Genomic DNA, 16,159 nt, shown 5'->3' on the forward strand with positions numbered 1-16,159 from the left:
AATAAGACTCAGGTGAGTGTGATGCTGTATTTGAAAACATTGATTATCGTCGTTCAGCTGTTGTCGGCTCTTGGGGTCATCGGCCTTGTCTTGCTGCAGCACGGCAAAGGCGCCGATATGGGCGCTGCTTTCGGTAGCGGCGCATCGGGCAGCCTGTTCGGTGCAACCGGTTCGGCCAACTTTTTGTCGCGGACGACGGCCGTGCTCGCCGCAGTGTTTTTTGTCACGACGCTCGCGCTCACTTATCTTGGCGCGTATCGGTCGAAACCTTCCGCGGGCTTGCTGGGCGCGGCGGTGACCGCACCGGCTGCGCCGACGGCCACGCCCGGCGCTTCCGCGCCGGTCGCTGGCTCGGCTGCACTGCCGGCATCGCCTGCCTCGCCGGCGTCCGTTCCGGCTACCGGTGTGCCGAAATAAAATTTTCGTTCAAAGCGCCTTTTGTGCGTTGAACAAACTGTTTAAACAAGTTACAATCCAAGTCTTGAAGCGATTCGCGGGTTTTACAAGTTGTTTTCCCGGATTGCATGCAGTGCCGACGTGGTGAAATTGGTAGACACGCTATCTTGAGGGGGTAGTGGCGAAAGCTGTGCGAGTTCGAGTCTCGCCGTCGGCACCAAAATGTTATCTAAATGCCAGCCGCTTGCTTCGCTTCGGCTGGCATTTTCACTTTCAGGGCACGGCTTGCGTTGGGCTTGCGGCATGTGCGTTTCGGAAGTGATTTCGCGTCAGGAGTGCTATGCTCTTGGCGGCACTTTAGAACCAACCGATTGAGGATAGTCTTGAACCTCGCAGCCTATTTCCCCGTCTTGTTGTTCCTCATTGTAGGCACCGGTTTAGGCGTAGCGCTGGTCAGTATCGGTAAGATCCTTGGTCCCAACAAGCCTGATACCGAGAAAAACGCACCGTACGAGTGCGGCTTCGAAGCATTCGAAGATGCGCGCATGAAGTTCGACGTGCGCTACTACCTCGTCGCCATTCTCTTCATCATTTTCGACCTTGAAACCGCGTTCCTGTTCCCGTGGGGCGTGGCCTTGCGTGACATCGGCTGGCCGGGCTTCATGGCAATGATGATTTTCCTGCTCGAGTTCCTGCTTGGTTTTGCCTATATCTGGAAGAAGGGCGGCCTCGACTGGGAATGATGGATTAATCGCCGGTTTGCGTGGGTGGCCAAGGCTTGCCGCCCCGTCTGGAGTGGAAAGCAAATGAGTATCGAAGGGGTCTTGAAGGAAGGGTTTGTCACCACCACGGCAGACAAACTGATCAACTGGACGCGCACCGGCTCGTTGTGGCCGATGACGTTCGGTCTTGCGTGCTGTGCGGTCGAGATGATGCATGCGGGCGCTGCCCGTTACGACCTCGACCGCTTCGGCGTGGTGTTTCGTCCCAGTCCGCGTCAGTCGGACGTGATGATCGTCGCCGGCACGCTGTGCAATAAGATGGCGCCCGCTCTGCGCAAGGTTTATGACCAGATGGCCGAGCCGCGCTGGGTGATCTCGATGGGCTCGTGCGCGAATGGCGGCGGCTATTACCACTACTCGTATTCGGTAGTGCGCGGCTGCGACCGGATCGTGCCGGTCGACGTCTATGTGCCGGGTTGCCCGCCTACCGCTGAAGCGCTGGTCTACGGCGTGATCCAGTTGCAGGCCAAGATTCGCCGCACCAACACCATCGCCCGTCAATAAGGCCAACGCCTCCCCCACAATATGGCAAGCAAACTCGAGACCCTGAAAGCGAACCTCGAGGCGGCCTTTGGCGGCCTCCTGCTGAGCACCACCGAAGCGATCGGTGAGTTGACGATCGTCGTGAAGGCAAGCGACTACCTCAACGTGGCAACGCGTCTGCGGGACGACCGCTCGCTCGGTTTCGAGCAATGCGTGGACCTGTGCGGCGTCGACTATCAGACTTACGCCGACGGCGCTTACGACGGCCCGCGTTTCGCAGCCGTTCTGCATTTGTTGTCGGTGCAGAACAACTGGCGTTTGCGTCTGCGCGTGTTCGCCCCGGACGACGAAGTGCCGATCCTGCCGTCCGCCGTCGAAATCTGGAATTCGGTCAACTGGTACGAGCGCGAAGCATTCGACCTGTACGGCATCGTTTTCGAAGGCCACCCGGACCTGCGCCGCATTCTGACCGACTACGGTTTCATTGGTCACCCGTTCCGTAAAGATTTCCCTGTCTCCGGCTACGTCGAAATGCGTTACGACCCGGAAGAGAAGCGCGTCGTCTATCAGCCTGTGACGATCGAGCCGCGGGAAATCACGCCGCGCGTGATCCGCGAGGATCGCTATGGCGGTCTGAAACACTAAGAGAACGCCATGGCAGAGATCAAGAACTACACGCTCAACTTCGGCCCTCAGCATCCGGCAGCGCACGGTGTGCTGCGTCTCGTGCTCGAACTCGACGGCGAAGTCATCCAGCGCGCCGATCCGCACATCGGGCTGCTGCATCGCGCGACTGAAAAGCTCGCCGAAACCAAAACCTTCATCCAGTCCGTGCCGTACATGGACCGTCTCGACTACGTGTCGATGATGGTCAACGAGCACGGCTACGTGATGGCGATCGAAAAGCTGCTCGGCATCGACGTGCCGGTGCGCGCGCAATACATTCGCGTGATGTTCGACGAGATCACGCGCGTGCTGAACCATCTGATGTGGATCGGCGCGCATGCGCTCGACGTCGGCGCGATGGCGGTGTTTCTGTATGCGTTCCGCGAACGCGAAGACCTGATGGACGTGTACGAAGCAGTGTCCGGCGCACGGATGCACGCGGCCTACTATCGTCCGGGTGGTGTCTATCGTGATTTGCCCGATGCGATGCCGCAGTACAAGGCTTCGAAGATCCGCAATGCGAAGGCATTGTCGAAGATGAACGAGAACCGTCAAGGTTCGCTGCTCGATTTCATCGACGACTTCTTCACGCGTTTCCCAAAGTGCGTCGACGAATACGAAACGCTGCTCACCGACAACCGGATCTGGAAGCAGCGTCTGGTCGGCATCGGCGTGGTCAGCCCGGAACGTGCACTGCAGCTCGGCATGACCGGCGCAATGCTGCGCGGCTCGGGCATCGAATGGGATTTGCGCAAGAAGCAGCCGTACGAAGTCTACGACAAGCTCGATTTCGACATTCCGGTCGGCGTGAACGGCGACTGCTATGACCGCTATCTGGTGCGTGTCGAAGAAATGCGCCAATCCATACGCATCGTGAAACAGTGCGTTGAGTGGTTGCGCAAGAATCCAGGCCCCGTGATGATCGACAATCACAAGGTTGCGCCCCCGTCGCGCGTCGGCATGAAGTCGAACATGGAAGAGCTGATTCACCACTTCAAGCTCTTCACGGAAGGCTTCCACGTTCCCGAAGGCGAGGCCTACGCGGCGGTCGAGCATCCGAAGGGCGAGTTTGGCATCTATCTGATTTCGGACGGCGCCAACAAACCGTATCGCCTGAAGATTCGCGCACCGGGCTATGCGCACCTGTCCTCGCTGGACGAAATGGCGCGCGGCCACATGATCGCCGACGCCGTGACGATCATCGGCACTCAGGACATCGTGTTCGGCGAAGTGGATCGCTAGGACGTATTCATCGGCGCGTGTCTTCAGATTGCACCGGGGACACGCGTCAAGCAAAGGAACGCCGGGTCTGTCGCAGCATGAATGAGCGACGGGTTTTCGTTCGGTAGGAATTGAAAGAGTCGTGTCTGAAAATGATCTCAGCTGAAGGCCTGAAAGAAATCGATCGTGCGATCGCGAAGTATCCCGCCGATCAGAAACAGTCCGCCGTGATGTCGGCGTTGGCCGTTGCTCAGGAAGAGCATGGCTGGCTGTCGCCCGAACTCATGGAGTTCGTCGCGGACTATCTCGGCATGCCGGCGGTCGCCGTGCAGGAGGTGGCTACCTTCTACACGATGTACGAGACCTCGCCGGTCGGCAAGCACAAGATCACGCTCTGCACGAACCTGCCGTGCCAGCTCGGCCCGGACGGCGGTTCCGACAGCGCCGCTGATTATCTGAAGCAGAAGCTCGGCATCGACTTCGGCGAAACCACGCCCGACGGCAAGTTCACCCTGAAAGAAGGTGAGTGCATGGGTTCGTGCGGCGACGCGCCGGTGATGCTGGTGAACAACCATCGCATGTGCAGCTTCATGAGCCGCGCGAAGATCGACCAGCTGCTCGAGGAACTTTCGAAATGACGTCTTTACACGATCGTCACATCAAACCGCTGATTCTCGCCGGCCTGAACGGCGACAACTGGCATCTCGAAGACTATGTGGCGCGCGGCGGTTACGCCCAGCTGCGCCGCATTCTGGAAGAAAAGATTCCGCCCGAGCAGGTGATTGCCGACGTCAAGGCGTCGGGTCTGCGCGGCCGTGGCGGTGCAGGATTCCCGACCGGTCTGAAGTGGAGCTTCATGCCGCGTCAGTTCCCGGGGCAGAAGTATCTCGTCTGCAATTCGGACGAAGGCGAACCGGGCACGTTCAAAGACCGCGACATCCTGCGCTTCAATCCGCACTCGCTGATCGAAGGCATGGCCATCGGCGCGTACGCGATGGGCATCACGGTCGGCTACAACTATATTCACGGCGAAATCTTCGACGTCTATCGACGCTTTGAACAGGCGTTGGACGAAGCGCGCCGCGCCGGGTTCCTCGGCGAGAACATCATGGGTTCGGGATTCTCGTTCGAACTGCATGCGCATCACGGTTACGGCGCCTACATCTGTGGCGAGGAAACCGCGCTGCTCGAATCGCTGGAAGGCAAGAAAGGCCAGCCGCGCTTCAAGCCGCCGTTCCCGGCGAGCTTCGGCGTGTACGGTAAGCCGACCACGATCAACAACACCGAGACGTTCGCGGCAGTGCCGTTCCTGCTTGCGATCGGTCCGCAGACTTACCTCGAAATCGGCAAGCCGAACAACGGCGGAACGAAGATTTTCTCGGTGTCGGGCGACGTCGAGCGTCCGGGTAATTATGAAATTCCGCTCGGCACGCCGTTCGCCACGCTAATGGAACTCGCCGGCGGCATCCGCGGCGGCAAGAAGATCAAGGCCGTGATTCCTGGCGGTTCGTCGGCACCGGTGATTCCGGGCGAGATGATGATGCAGACCGACATGGATTACGACTCGATCGCCAAGGCCGGCTCGATGCTCGGTTCGGGCGCGGTCATCGTGATGGACGAAACGCGCTGCATGGTGCGCTCGCTGCTGCGTCTGTCGTATTTCTATTACGAAGAGTCGTGCGGTCAATGCACGCCTTGCCGTGAAGGCACGGGCTGGCTGTACCGCGTCGTCCATCGTATCGAGCATGGGCTCGGCCGTCCGGAGGATCTCGATTTGCTGAACTCGGTCGCGGAAAACATCATGGGCCGCACGATTTGCGCGCTCGGCGACGCGGCGGCCATGCCGGTTCGCGGCATGCTCAAGCACTACTGGGACGAATTCGAATATCACGTCGCCCACAAGCATTGCCTCACCGGCGGTCATGCCGGCGCGGCGGCGGCGACGGAAACAGTGGCCGCTTGAGTTGGTCAGCTGGGCTGGCTCACCAGATAACCACCAGACGAACACGTCAACCGCGGGATTCATCGCCTGACACGGCGATGAACAGGCGAACGATTGAGCGGTAACAGGTTAAGGAAGATTGACCATCATGGTTGAACTTGAAATAGACGGCAAGAAAGTAGAGGTGCCTGAAGGCAGCATGGTGATCCAGGCTGCGCATAAGGTCGACACGTACATTCCTCACTTCTGCTATCACAAGAAGCTGTCGATTGCGGCCAACTGCCGGATGTGTCTGGTCGATGTCGAGAAGATGCCGAAGGCCGTGCCCGCATGCGCGACGCCGGTGTCGGCGGGCATGATCGTGCGCACCAAGTCGGACAAGGCCGTCAAGGGCCAGCAAGCCGTGATGGAATTCCTGCTGATCAACCACCCGCTGGATTGCCCGATCTGCGACCAGGGTGGCGAGTGCCAGTTGCAGGATCTGGCCGTGGGTTACGGCAAGTCGGCGTCGCGTTATAGCGAGGAAAAGCGCGTGGTGTTCCACAAGAACGTCGGCCCGCTGATCTCGATGGAAGAAATGTCGCGTTGCATCCACTGCACGCGTTGCGTCCGCTTTGGCCAGGAAATTGCCGGCGTGATGGAACTGGGCATGCTGGGCCGCGGCGAGCATTCGGAAATCACCTCGTTCGTCGGCAAGACGGTCGACTCTGAACTGTCGGGCAACATGATCGATCTGTGCCCGGTCGGTGCGCTGACCAGCAAGCCGTTCCGTTACAGCGCCCGTACGTGGGAGCTGTCGCGCCGCAAGTCGGTGAGCCCGCACGATTCGGTCGGCGCGAACCTCGTGGTGCAGGTGAAGAACAATCGCGTGATGCGGGTTCTGCCGTTCGAAAACGAATCCATCAACGAATGCTGGATTTCGGACAAGGACCGCTTTTCGTATGAAGCCCTGAACAGCCCCGAGCGTCTGACGCACCCGATGCTCAAGCAAGGCGGCAACTGGGTCGAAACCGACTGGCAGACCGCGCTCGAGTACGTGGTCAAGGGCCTGAAGGGCATCAAGGGCGACCACGGCGCGAGCGCGCTGGCCGCGCTCGGCAGCGCTCACAGCACGGTCGAAGAACTGTTCCTGTTGAAGCAGCTCGCGCAAGCGGTCGGCACGCCGAACGTCGATTTCCGTCTGCGTCAGTCGGATTTCTCCGCACCGGCCAACGGCGCGCCATGGTTGGGTACGGCAATCGCCGAATTGTCGAACGTCGATGCGGCGCTCGTGATCGGTTCGGATTTGCGTCGCGATCATCCACTGTTCGCAGCGCGTCTGCGTCAGGCGGCGAAGAACGGCGCGAAGCTCACGCTCGTGCAAGCCAGCAGCGAAGACGCATTGATTCCGCAAGCGCAACGCGTGGTCGCGGCCCCGTCGGCCTGGCTGGACGCGCTGGCCAGTATCGCGGGCGCGATTGCGGAAGCCAACGGCGTTGCACTGCCTGAAGCGTTTGCCGGCACGCAGCCTACGGACGCCAGCAGGCAGGTCGCGAAGTCGCTAGCCACTGGCGAACGCCGTCTCGTATTGCTCGGTAACGTCGCGGTCCGTCATCCGGACTTCGCGGTCATTCACGCTGCCGCACAGTGGATCGCGGACGCAACGGGCGCGACGCTCGGCTTCCTCACGGAAGCGGCCAACACGGTCGGCGCGCATCTCGTGAACGCGCTGCCGGGAGAAGGCGGTCTGAACGCTCGCGAAGTGTTCGAGCAACCGCGCAAGGGCTATGTGCTGCTGAACGTCGAGCCGGAGTTCGACACGGCCAACCCGGCACAGGCGCTTGCCGCGCTGAAGCAGGCTGAAATGGTCGTGGTGATGTCGCCGTTCCAGATTGGCGCCGAATACGCCGACGTGCTGTTGCCGGTCGCGCCGTTCACCGAAACAGCCGGTACGTTTGTCAACGCCGAAGGGACGGCTCAGACTTTCAACGGCGTCGTGCGCCCGCTGGGCGACACGCGTCCGGCATGGAAAGTGTTGCGCGTGCTGGGCAGCCTGCTCGGCGTACCGGGCTTCGAATTCGACACGGCAGAAGAAGTGCGCGTGGCCGCTCTCGGCGACGGCGATCTGAGCTCACGTCTGTCGAACAGGACGGGTGTTGCAGTGGCGCGTGCCAAGGCGGCAAACGCGGCCGAAGGCAAGTTTGAGCGCATCGCCAACGTACCGATCTATCACGCCGACGCGCTGGCGCGTCGCGCGGATTCGCTGCACCTCACGGCGGCGGCACGCGCGGCGAACTCGGTCGGCCTGCCGGCCGCGCTGTTCGACAAACTGGGTTTGAAGGAAGGCGACGCAGTGCGCGTGCGCCAGGGCGAGCAATCGGTGCAGTTGCCGGCCGTGCGCGACGCGAATCTTGCGGAGACGGTCGTCCGCGTATCGGCGGCTACGCCTGCCGGTGCAGCGCTGGGCAGCCTGTTCGGTGAACTGGTGGTGGAGAAGGCGTAAATGAGCTTGTTCGATACGATCAACTCGGGCGGCACCCAGCTTCTCGGTGTGGCATGGCCCACGGTGTGGGCGCTAGTGCGCATCCTGGTGGTAGCCGTCGCGATCCTGCTGTGCGTGGCTTACCTGATTCTTTGGGAACGTAAGCTGATCGGCTGGATGCACGTGCGTCTCGGCCCGAACCGCGTCGGCCCCGCAGGTTTGCTGCAGCCGATCGCCGACGTGCTGAAGCTGCTGCTGAAAGAAGTGATTCAGCCGGCCCAGGCGAGCCGCTGGATTTACCTGATCGCGCCGATCATGGTGGTCGTGCCGGCCTTCGCGGTCTGGGCGGTGATTCCGTTCCAGGCGGGCGCGGTGCTCGGCGACATCAACGCGGGTCTGCTGTATGCAATGGCGATCTCGTCGATCGGCGTGTACGGCGTGATTCTGGCCGGTTGGGCGTCGAACTCGAAGTACGCGTTCCTCGGCGCGATGCGCGCCGCGGCGCAAATGGTGTCATACGAAATCTCGATGGGCTTCGCGCTCGTCGTCGTGCTGATGACGGCCGGCACGCTGAACCTGTCGGGCATCGTCGGTTCGCAGGAACAAGGCTTCTTCGCGTCGCACGGCTTGAACTTCCTGTCGTGGAACTGGCTGCCGCTGTTGCCGATGTTCGTCGTGTACTTCATCTCGGGCATCGCCGAAACGAACCGTCACCCGTTCGACGTGGTGGAAGGCGAGTCGGAAATCGTCGCGGGCCACATGATCGATTACTCGGGGATGGCGTTCGCGCTGTTCTTCCTCGCCGAGTACATCAACATGATCGTGATCTCGGCATTGGCTGCAACGCTGTTCCTTGGTGGCTGGAGCGCTCCGTTCGGGTTTCTGTCGTTCATCCCGGGCATCTTCTGGCTCGTCCTCAAGGTTTTCTTGCTGTTGTCGGTGTTCATCTGGGCGCGCGCCACGTTCCCGCGCTACCGCTATGACCAGATCATGCGTCTCGGCTGGAAAGTCTTTATTCCGGTCTGCGTGGTGTGGCTGGTGGTGGTCGGCTTCTGGATCATGTCGCCGTTGAACATCTGGAAATAAAGGGCGGATGAACCCATGACCGCAATCCAAAATTTTTTCAAGACCTTCTTCCTCACGGAATTGCTCAAGGGCCTCGCACTGACCGGACGTTATACGTTCCAGCGCAAGGTGACCGTGCAGTTCCCGGAAGAGAAGACCCCGATCTCGCCGCGTTTCCGTGGTCTGCATGCGCTGCGCCGCTATGAGAACGGTGAAGAGCGCTGCATTGCCTGCAAGCTGTGCGAAGCGGTGTGCCCGGCGCTCGCCATCACGATCGAATCGGAAACGCGTGCGGACAACACCCGTCGCACGACGCGCTACGACATCGACCTGACCAAGTGCATCTTCTGCGGTTTCTGCGAAGAAAGCTGCCCGGTCGATTCGATCGTCGAGACGCACATTCTCGAGTATCACGGCGAAAAGCGCGGCGACCTGTACTTCACGAAGGACATGCTGCTGGCCGTCGGCGATCGCTACGAAGCGGAGATCGCTGCGAACAAGGCAGCCGACGCACCGTATCGTTGAAGCGTTTCCCGGTTAAGGGATAAGCGCGGCAGTAAATGCAGCAGTAAAAGCAGTAACACGGCCTGTTGTCGGGCCGGACGCCGCGGCCTGAACGCCGCGGCACGGCGCACCTGTGCGGCAGTTCTGGCGGTATCGTCCGCTTTTGCTAACCACGCGTGCCAAAGAACAATGCCTGACGATGGCCTAACGATGAACCGGTAATCATGGAATTCACGACCGTACTGTTCTACATCTTCGCGCTGCTCCTGGTTGTCTCGGGGCTGAAGGTGATCACCTCGCGCAACCCGGTGTCGTCCGCACTGTTTCTGGTGCTGGCGTTCTTCAACGCAGCCGCGATCTGGATGCTGCTGGAGGCCGAGTTCCTTGCGATCCTGCTGGTGCTGGTCTATGTCGGCGCGGTGATGGTGCTATTCCTGTTCGTCGTGATGATGCTGGACATCAATCTCGACGTACTGCGCAAAGACTTCAAACGCTTTGTGCCGATGGCCACGCTGGTGGGCGCGATCATCGTGATCGAAACCGCACTGATCCTGTGGCACGGCTACGGCGCAACCGGCACCGCGCTGCGTGACACCACGGCGGCCGCGAACGGTATGGGCGACTGGTCGAACACCCGCCTGATCGGCAAGGTCATCTACACCGACTACATCTTCGCGTTCGAAATCGCCGGCCTCGTGCTGCTGGTGGCGATCATCGCGGCGATCGCACTGACCACGAGCCACAAGAAAGATAGCAAACGCCAGAACGTCAGCGAGCAGGTCAAGGTGCGTGCTCAGGACCGTGTGCGCGTGGTGAAGATGGCGTCGGAAAAAACCGCGGCAACCGTCGCGGCAGAAGAAGCCGCCGCAGCGGCGGCAGCGGCCGAACAGGCCTCTGCCAAGAACAGCTGAGCGGACAGGAGATAGAAAATCATGTTGACCCTTGCCCATTACCTTGTCCTCGGCGCGATCCTGTTTGCGATTAGCGTCGTCGGCATTTTCCTGAACCGCCGCAACGTCATCATCATCTTGATGGCGATCGAACTGATGCTGCTCGCGGTGAACACCAATTTCGTCGCGTTCTCGCATTACCTGGGCGACGTGCATGGCCAGATCTTCGTCTTTTTCGTGCTGACGGTTGCAGCCGCGGAAGCGGCGATCGGTCTCGCAATTCTGGTGACCCTGTTCCGTAGCCTCGACACGATCAATGTCGAGGATCTCGATCAGCTCAAAGGTTAATTTCAGGAAAAGCGGTTATGTCCACGATACTCAATGAAAACCTGTTGTTGGCGATCCCGCTGGCACCGCTCGCCGGCTGCCTGGTTGCAGGGCTGTTCGGCAAAGCGGTGGGGCGAGCGGGCGCGCATTCGGTCACGATCCTCGGTGTCGCGATCTCGTTCATCCTGTCGGCGATCGTGTTCTTCCAGGTGCTGGACGGCGCGAGCTTCAACGCGACCGTTTATCAATGGATGGCGATCGGCAAGACGCAGTTCGAGATCGGCTTCCTGGTTGACTCGCTGACGGCCATGATGATGTGCGTGGTGACCTTCGTGTCGCTGATGGTGCACATCTACACGATCGGCTACATGGCCGACGAGGACGGCTACCAGCGCTTCTTCTCGTACATCTCGCTGTTCACGTTCTCGATGTTGATGCTCGTGATGAGCAACAACTTCCTGCAGCTGTTCTTCGGCTGGGAAGCGGTGGGTTTGGTGTCGTATCTGCTGATCGGCTTCTACTTCACTCGTCCGACCGCGATCTACGCGAACATGAAGGCGTTCATCGTGAACCGCATCGGCGACTTCGGCTTCCTGCTGGGTATCGGCCTGCTGTTCGCGTTCGCCGGCTCGATGAACTACGGCGACGTGTTCGCGAAGCGCACCGAACTCGCGGCATTGAGCTTCCCGGGCACGGACTGGGGTCTGCTGACGGTGGCCTGCATTTGCCTGTTCATCGGCGCGATGGGTAAGTCGGCGCAGTTCCCGCTGCACGTCTGGCTGCCGGATTCGATGGAAGGCCCGACGCCGATTTCCGCACTGATTCACGCGGCGACCATGGTGACGGCGGGTATCTTCATGGTCACGCGCATGTCGCCGCTGTTCGAGCTGTCGGACACGGCACTGTCGTTCGTCATGGTCATCGGCGCGATTACCGCGTTGTTCATGGGTTTCCTCGGGATCGTCCAGAACGACATCAAACGCGTGGTGGCTTATTCCACGCTGTCGCAGCTCGGTTACATGACGGTCGCGCTTGGTGCGTCGGCTTACTCCGTCGCCGTGTTCCACCTGATGACGCACGCGTTCTTCAAGGCGCTGCTGTTCCTCGGCGCGGGCTCGGTGATCATCGGCATGCACCACGATCAGGACATCCGCAACATGGGCGGCCTGCGCAAGTACATGCCGATCACGTGGATCACGTCGCTGGTCGGTTCGCTGGCGTTGATCGGTACGCCGTTCTTCTCGGGCTTCTACTCGAAAGACTCGATCATCGACGCCGTGAAGCTGTCGCATCTGCCGGGCTCGGGTTTCGCGTACTTCGCGGTGGTGGCGAGCGTGTTCGTCACTGCGCTGTATTCGTTCCGTATGTACTTCATGGTGTTCCACGGCAAGGAGCGTTTCCGCGGTCCGAAGCATCCGGAATCGCCGATGGGCGCGGAAGCCGCGGCGCATGGGCATCACGCTCATGGCCATGACGATCACGGTCATGGTCACGACGACCACGCGCACGAGCCGCATGAAACGCCGTGGGTGGTGTGGCTGCCGCTGGTGCTGCTGGCGATTCCGTCGGTGGTGATCGGTGCGATCGGCGTCGGTCCGATGCTGTTCGGTGACTTCTTCCAGCATGGCGTGGCGTTCGACAAGGTGATCTACATCAGCGAAAACCATCCGGCGCTGCACGAGATGGCCGAGGAGTTCCGCGGCTGGGCGTCGATGGGTCTGCACTCGGTGTCGGGTCTGCCGGTATGGCTCGCGCTCGCGGGTGTGGTGGTCGCGTGGTTCCTGTACCTGGTTCGCCCGGATCTGCCGGCTGTCATCAAGCGCGCATTCGGCCCGATCTACACGTTGCTCGATAACAAGTACTACATGGACAAGATCAACGAAGTCGTGTTTGCGCGGGGCGCCGTGGCAATTGGCCGTGGTCTCTGGAAGGAAGGCGACGTCGTCGTGATCGACGGCATCGTCAACGGCAGCGCACGCTTTATCGGCTGGTTTGCCGGCGTGATCCGCTTCCTCCAATCCGGCTACATCTACCACTACGCGTTTGCCATGATTATCGGCATGTTGGGGCTCCTGACCCTGTTTGTAACGCTCGGCGGCAAATAAGGCGAGGGACACTCATGCACACTTATCCGATCCTCAGCATCGCGATCTGGTTACCGATCCTCGTCGGTCTCCTGGTCCTGGCTATCGGTTCCGACCGGAACCCGGCTCCCGCGCGCTGGATTGCGCTGATCGGCTCGGTCGTTAGCTTCATCGTGACGATCCCGCTGATCACGAGTTTTGATTCGAGCACCGCCGATCTGCAGTTCGTCGAACAGGCGAGCTGGATCGAGCGCTTCCACATCTCGTACCACCTGGGTGTCGACGGCATCTCGATGTGGTTCGTTGTGCTGACCGCGTTGATCACGGTGATCGTCGTGATCTCCGCGTGGGAAGTGATCACGAAGAACGTCGCGCAGTACCTCGCCGCGTTCCTGATCCTGTCGGGCATCATGGTCGGCGTGTTCAGCGCGGCCGACGGCATGCTGTTCTATGTGTTCTTCGAAGCGACGCTGATCCCGATGTACATCATCATCGGCGTGTGGGGCGGGGCGAACCGCGTGTACGCGGCGTTCAAATTCTTCCTGTACACGCTGATGGGCTCGCTGCTGATGCTGGTCGCGTTGCTCTACCTGTACAACGAGACCGGCACGTTCGATCTCGCCACGTGGCAGCACGCACAGATCGCAATGACGCCTCAGGTGCTGATATTCATAGCATTCTTCCTGGCCTTCGCCGTGAAGGTGCCGATGTGGCCGGTGCATACGTGGCTGCCTGACGCGCACGTGGAAGCGCCGACGGGCGGCTCGGTCGTGCTGGCCGCGATCATGCTGAAGCTGGGCGCATACGGTTTCCTGCGCTTCTCGTTGCCGATCACGCCGGACGCGAGCCACTTTCTGGCGCCGGTCGTCATCACGCTGTCGCTGATCGCGGTGATCTACATCGGTCTCGTCGCGATGGTGCAGGCCGACATGAAGAAGCTGGTCGCGTATTCGTCGATCGCGCACATGGGTTTCGTCACGCTCGGCTTTTTCATCTTCAATCAGCTCGGCGCGGAAGGCGCGATCGTGCAGATGATCTCGCACGGTTTCGTGTCGGGCGCGATGTTCCTGACCATCGGCGTGCTGTACGACCGTATGCACTCGCGTCAGATCGCCGATTACGGCGGTGTCGTCAACGTCATGCCGAAATTCGCGGCGTTCGTGATGCTGTTCGCGATGGCCAACTGCGGCTTGCCGGGCACCTCCGGTTTCGTCGGCGAGTTCATGGTGATTCTGGCGGCCGTCCAGTACAACTTCTGGATCGCGGGCGGCGCGGCGGTCACGCTGATTCTCGGCGCGGCTTACACGCTGTGGATGTACAAGCGCGTGTACTTCGGCGCGATCGCCAACGATCATGTGAAGAGCCTGCTCGACATCAACCGCCGCGAATTTTTCATGCTGGCAGTGCTCGCCGCACTGACGCTGTTCATGGGCCTGTATCCGAAGCCCTTTACCGATGTGATGCACGTATCCGTGGAAAACCTCCTCTCCCACGTTGCGCAGTCAAAGCTGCCGTTGCCTCAGTAACGCCGAGCGGAGGAATTTAAAGACCATGCAAAACGCCCCTATGACTGCTCTGTTGCCCGACGCACTGGTGATGCTCGCCGTTGTCGTCGCGTGGCTCAACGACACGTTCGTCGGCCAGGACGGTCGCCGTACCACGTATTTCATCGCATTCTTTTCTTCGCTGGTTGCCGGCGTCTGGTTTGCGGTGAATGCGTTCGACCCGCAAGTGCACTATTTCTTCGGCCACATGTACGTGGTGGACCCGTTCGCCAGCGTGATGAAGGCGGTGGTGTCGCTCGGCTACGCGGTATCGATCGTTTATTCGCGCCGTTACCTCGAAGATCGCAATCTGTTCCGCGGGGACTTCTTCCTGTTGGGCATGTTCGCGCTGCTCGGCCAGCTCGTGATGATCTCCGGCAACAACTTCCTGACGCTGTATCTCGGTCTGGAACTGATGTCGCTGTCACTCTACGCTGTGATCGCGCTGCGCCGCGAAGTGCCGCAGTCGAACGAAGCTGCGATGAAGTACTACGTGCTCGGCGCGCTGGCTTCCGGTTTCCTGCTGTACGGCATCTCGATGCTGTACGGCGCGACCGGCTCGCTCGACCTGAACGAAGTGTTCAAGGCGATCGGCTCGAGCCATTACGATCCGGGCGTGCTGCTGTTCGGTGTGATTTTCATCGTGGCGGGCGTGGCGTTCAAGATGGGCGCGGTGCCGTTCCACATGTGGGTGCCTGACGTGTATCAGGGCGCTCCGACGGCGATGACGCTGATCGTCGGCGGCGGCCCGAAGGTGGCGGCATTCGCGTGGGGTCTGCGCTTCCTCGTGATGGGCCTGCTGCCGCTCGCGGTCGAATGGCAGCAGATGCTGGTGATTCTGGCGGCGCTGTCGCTGATCGTCGGCAACATCACCGGTATCGTGCAACGCAACGTCAAGCGCATGCTCGCTTACTCGGCGATCTCGAACATGGGCTTCGTGCTGCTCGGTCTGCTGGCCGGCGTGGTCGACCAGAAGACCGTGGGCGCCGCGAGCGCGTACGGCTCGGCAATGTTCTACAGCATCGTCTACCTGATCACGACGCTCGGCACCTTCGGCGTCATCATGCTGCTGGCGCGCCGCGATTTCGAAGCGGACACGCTCGAGGACTTCAAGGGCCTGAATCAGCGCAGCCCGGTGTTCGCGTTCGTGATGATGATCATGATGTTCTCGCTCGCTGGCATTCCGCCCGCGGTCGGCTTCTACGCGAAGCTCGCGGTGCTGCAGGCAACCATGAACGCCGGCCTGACCTGGCTGACGGTGCTGGCGGTGATCACGTCGCTGTTCGGCGCGTTCTACTACCTGCGTATCGTCAAGCTGATGTACTTCGACGAGCCGCAAGACAAATCGCCGATCGTCGCCGACACCGGCACGCGTGGGCTGCTCGCGCTCAACGGTGTCGCGGTGCTGGTGCTCGGTATCGTCCCGGACCCGCTGCTGCGCGCCTGCCTGCAGGCTATCCAGCACACGCTGCTGCTCTGATGTCGGCTGCGGGTTGGTTTATCGTGCTGTTGGCGCTCGTCGGCGCCAACCTGCCTTTCCTGAATCAGCGTCTCTTCGCCGCGGTGCCGTTGAAAGCGGCGAAGAAGAGCGCGTGGGTCCGAATCGCTGAATTGATCGTGCTGTACTTCGTGGTCGGCGCGCTCGGTTTTCTGCTCGAGGCGCGCGCGGGGAACCGCTTCGAACAGGGTTGGCAGTTTTATGCGATCACGTTCGCCCTGTTCGTCGTGTTCGCCTTCCCTGGCTTTACCTTCCAATATCTCGTCAAACGCCGCTGACGGCGTCTCGCCGTCGCG

Annotated in this window: 16 protein-coding genes and 1 tRNA gene; all 17 read left to right on the top strand. The window is 60.7% G+C overall.

All coding sequences use genetic code 11. From position 1 onward, the window contains the following. Positions 1 to 21 precede the first annotated feature (21 nt). The 17 genes from secG (at position 22) to B0G69_RS11690 (ending at position 16,141) form a co-directional block, all read left to right on the top strand. The gene (gene secG, locus B0G69_RS11610; RefSeq protein ID WP_121317065.1) at positions 22 to 417 is read left to right on the top strand and encodes a preprotein translocase subunit SecG; all 396 of its coding nucleotides are present in this window, start codon (positions 22 to 24) and stop codon (positions 415 to 417) included. Between the two features lie 114 nt (positions 418 to 531). After that, a tRNA-Leu gene (locus B0G69_RS11615) sits at positions 532 to 616 on the top strand. A gap of 163 nt (positions 617 to 779) precedes the next feature. Continuing rightward, positions 780 to 1,139 carry an NADH-quinone oxidoreductase subunit A gene (locus B0G69_RS11620; protein ID WP_007175615.1) on the top strand — a complete coding sequence of 120 codons (360 nt, stop codon included), beginning with the start codon at positions 780 to 782 and terminating at the stop codon, positions 1,137 to 1,139. Positions 1,140 to 1,202: 63 nt separating this feature from the next. Then, entirely contained in the window at positions 1,203 to 1,682 is a 480-nt protein-coding gene (locus B0G69_RS11625; protein ID WP_006052903.1) for an NADH-quinone oxidoreductase subunit B, read from the top strand. A 21-nt stretch (positions 1,683 to 1,703) separates the two neighbouring features. After that, the gene (locus tag B0G69_RS11630; RefSeq protein WP_121317067.1) at positions 1,704 to 2,306 is read left to right on the top strand and encodes an NADH-quinone oxidoreductase subunit C; all 603 of its coding nucleotides are present in this window, start codon (positions 1,704 to 1,706) and stop codon (positions 2,304 to 2,306) included. Between the two features lie 9 nt (positions 2,307 to 2,315). After that, positions 2,316 to 3,569 carry an NADH-quinone oxidoreductase subunit D gene (locus tag B0G69_RS11635; RefSeq protein ID WP_121317069.1) on the top strand — a complete coding sequence of 418 codons (1,254 nt, stop codon included), beginning with the start codon at positions 2,316 to 2,318 and terminating at the stop codon, positions 3,567 to 3,569. 131 nt (positions 3,570 to 3,700) lie between these two features. Beyond that, positions 3,701 to 4,186 carry an NADH-quinone oxidoreductase subunit NuoE gene (gene nuoE, locus B0G69_RS11640; protein ID WP_121317071.1) on the top strand — a complete coding sequence of 162 codons (486 nt, stop codon included), beginning with the start codon at positions 3,701 to 3,703 and terminating at the stop codon, positions 4,184 to 4,186. Beyond that, the gene (gene nuoF, locus B0G69_RS11645; protein ID WP_121317073.1) at positions 4,183 to 5,511 is read left to right on the top strand and encodes an NADH-quinone oxidoreductase subunit NuoF; all 1,329 of its coding nucleotides are present in this window, start codon (positions 4,183 to 4,185) and stop codon (positions 5,509 to 5,511) included. Before nuoE ends, nuoF begins: the two co-directional genes overlap by 4 nt. A gap of 127 nt (positions 5,512 to 5,638) precedes the next feature. Further along, complete coding sequence (gene nuoG / locus B0G69_RS11650) at positions 5,639 to 7,972, top strand: NADH-quinone oxidoreductase subunit NuoG (protein WP_121317074.1); 2,334 nt, start codon at positions 5,639 to 5,641, stop codon at positions 7,970 to 7,972. After that, complete coding sequence (nuoH, locus tag B0G69_RS11655) at positions 7,973 to 9,037, top strand: NADH-quinone oxidoreductase subunit NuoH (RefSeq protein ID WP_121317076.1); 1,065 nt, start codon at positions 7,973 to 7,975, stop codon at positions 9,035 to 9,037. 15 nt (positions 9,038 to 9,052) lie between these two features. Then, the gene (nuoI, locus tag B0G69_RS11660) at positions 9,053 to 9,541 is read left to right on the top strand and encodes an NADH-quinone oxidoreductase subunit NuoI (protein WP_012432383.1); all 489 of its coding nucleotides are present in this window, start codon (positions 9,053 to 9,055) and stop codon (positions 9,539 to 9,541) included. A gap of 203 nt (positions 9,542 to 9,744) precedes the next feature. Next, on the top strand, positions 9,745 to 10,431 hold the full coding sequence (locus B0G69_RS11665) for an NADH-quinone oxidoreductase subunit J (protein WP_121317079.1): 687 nt from the start codon (positions 9,745 to 9,747) through the stop codon (positions 10,429 to 10,431). Between the two features lie 21 nt (positions 10,432 to 10,452). Next, positions 10,453 to 10,758, top strand: a complete 306-nt coding sequence (gene nuoK, locus B0G69_RS11670) for an NADH-quinone oxidoreductase subunit NuoK (RefSeq protein ID WP_013339863.1) — start codon at positions 10,453 to 10,455, stop codon at positions 10,756 to 10,758. Between the two features lie 17 nt (positions 10,759 to 10,775). Continuing rightward, a complete protein-coding gene (nuoL, locus tag B0G69_RS11675; protein WP_121317081.1) occupies positions 10,776 to 12,842 on the top strand; it encodes an NADH-quinone oxidoreductase subunit L in 2,067 nt (688 codons plus the stop codon). A gap of 14 nt (positions 12,843 to 12,856) precedes the next feature. After that, positions 12,857 to 14,347, top strand: a complete 1,491-nt coding sequence (locus B0G69_RS11680; protein ID WP_121317083.1) for an NADH-quinone oxidoreductase subunit M — start codon at positions 12,857 to 12,859, stop codon at positions 14,345 to 14,347. Between the two features lie 25 nt (positions 14,348 to 14,372). Then, complete coding sequence (nuoN, locus tag B0G69_RS11685; RefSeq protein WP_121317085.1) at positions 14,373 to 15,845, top strand: NADH-quinone oxidoreductase subunit NuoN; 1,473 nt, start codon at positions 14,373 to 14,375, stop codon at positions 15,843 to 15,845. After that, positions 15,845 to 16,141, top strand: coding sequence for a DUF2818 family protein (locus B0G69_RS11690; RefSeq protein ID WP_006052890.1), 297 nt, complete (start codon positions 15,845 to 15,847; stop codon positions 16,139 to 16,141). The genes nuoN and B0G69_RS11690 overlap by 1 nt, the downstream gene beginning before the upstream one ends. The last annotated feature ends 18 nt before the right edge of the window (positions 16,142 to 16,159 follow it).

Origin of the sequence: Paraburkholderia sp. RAU2J (assembly GCF_003634845.1) — a bacterium.
Lineage (GTDB): Bacteria > Pseudomonadota > Gammaproteobacteria > Burkholderiales > Burkholderiaceae > Paraburkholderia > Paraburkholderia fynbosensis.

What these genes read in the sequence shown, in the direction of transcription:
- secG (WP_121317065.1), top strand. Translation starts at nt 22, where the DNA reads ATGCTGTATTTGAAAACATTGATTATCGTCGTTCAGCTGTTGTCGGCT.
- B0G69_RS11625 (WP_006052903.1), top strand. Translation starts at nt 1,203, where the DNA reads ATGAGTATCGAAGGGGTCTTGAAGGAAGGGTTTGTCACCACCACGGCA.
- B0G69_RS11630 (WP_121317067.1), top strand. Translation starts at nt 1,704, where the DNA reads ATGGCAAGCAAACTCGAGACCCTGAAAGCGAACCTCGAGGCGGCCTTT.
- B0G69_RS11635 (WP_121317069.1), top strand. Translation starts at nt 2,316, where the DNA reads ATGGCAGAGATCAAGAACTACACGCTCAACTTCGGCCCTCAGCATCCG.
- nuoE (WP_121317071.1), top strand. Translation starts at nt 3,701, where the DNA reads ATGATCTCAGCTGAAGGCCTGAAAGAAATCGATCGTGCGATCGCGAAG.
- nuoF (WP_121317073.1), top strand. Translation starts at nt 4,183, where the DNA reads ATGACGTCTTTACACGATCGTCACATCAAACCGCTGATTCTCGCCGGC.
- nuoG (WP_121317074.1), top strand. Translation starts at nt 5,639, where the DNA reads ATGGTTGAACTTGAAATAGACGGCAAGAAAGTAGAGGTGCCTGAAGGC.
- nuoH (WP_121317076.1), top strand. Translation starts at nt 7,973, where the DNA reads ATGAGCTTGTTCGATACGATCAACTCGGGCGGCACCCAGCTTCTCGGT.
- nuoI (WP_012432383.1), top strand. Translation starts at nt 9,053, where the DNA reads ATGACCGCAATCCAAAATTTTTTCAAGACCTTCTTCCTCACGGAATTG.
- B0G69_RS11665 (WP_121317079.1), top strand. Translation starts at nt 9,745, where the DNA reads ATGGAATTCACGACCGTACTGTTCTACATCTTCGCGCTGCTCCTGGTT.
- nuoK (WP_013339863.1), top strand. Translation starts at nt 10,453, where the DNA reads ATGTTGACCCTTGCCCATTACCTTGTCCTCGGCGCGATCCTGTTTGCG.
- nuoL (WP_121317081.1), top strand. Translation starts at nt 10,776, where the DNA reads ATGTCCACGATACTCAATGAAAACCTGTTGTTGGCGATCCCGCTGGCA.
- B0G69_RS11680 (WP_121317083.1), top strand. Translation starts at nt 12,857, where the DNA reads ATGCACACTTATCCGATCCTCAGCATCGCGATCTGGTTACCGATCCTC.
- nuoN (WP_121317085.1), top strand. Translation starts at nt 14,373, where the DNA reads ATGCAAAACGCCCCTATGACTGCTCTGTTGCCCGACGCACTGGTGATG.
- B0G69_RS11690 (WP_006052890.1), top strand. Translation starts at nt 15,845, where the DNA reads ATGTCGGCTGCGGGTTGGTTTATCGTGCTGTTGGCGCTCGTCGGCGCC.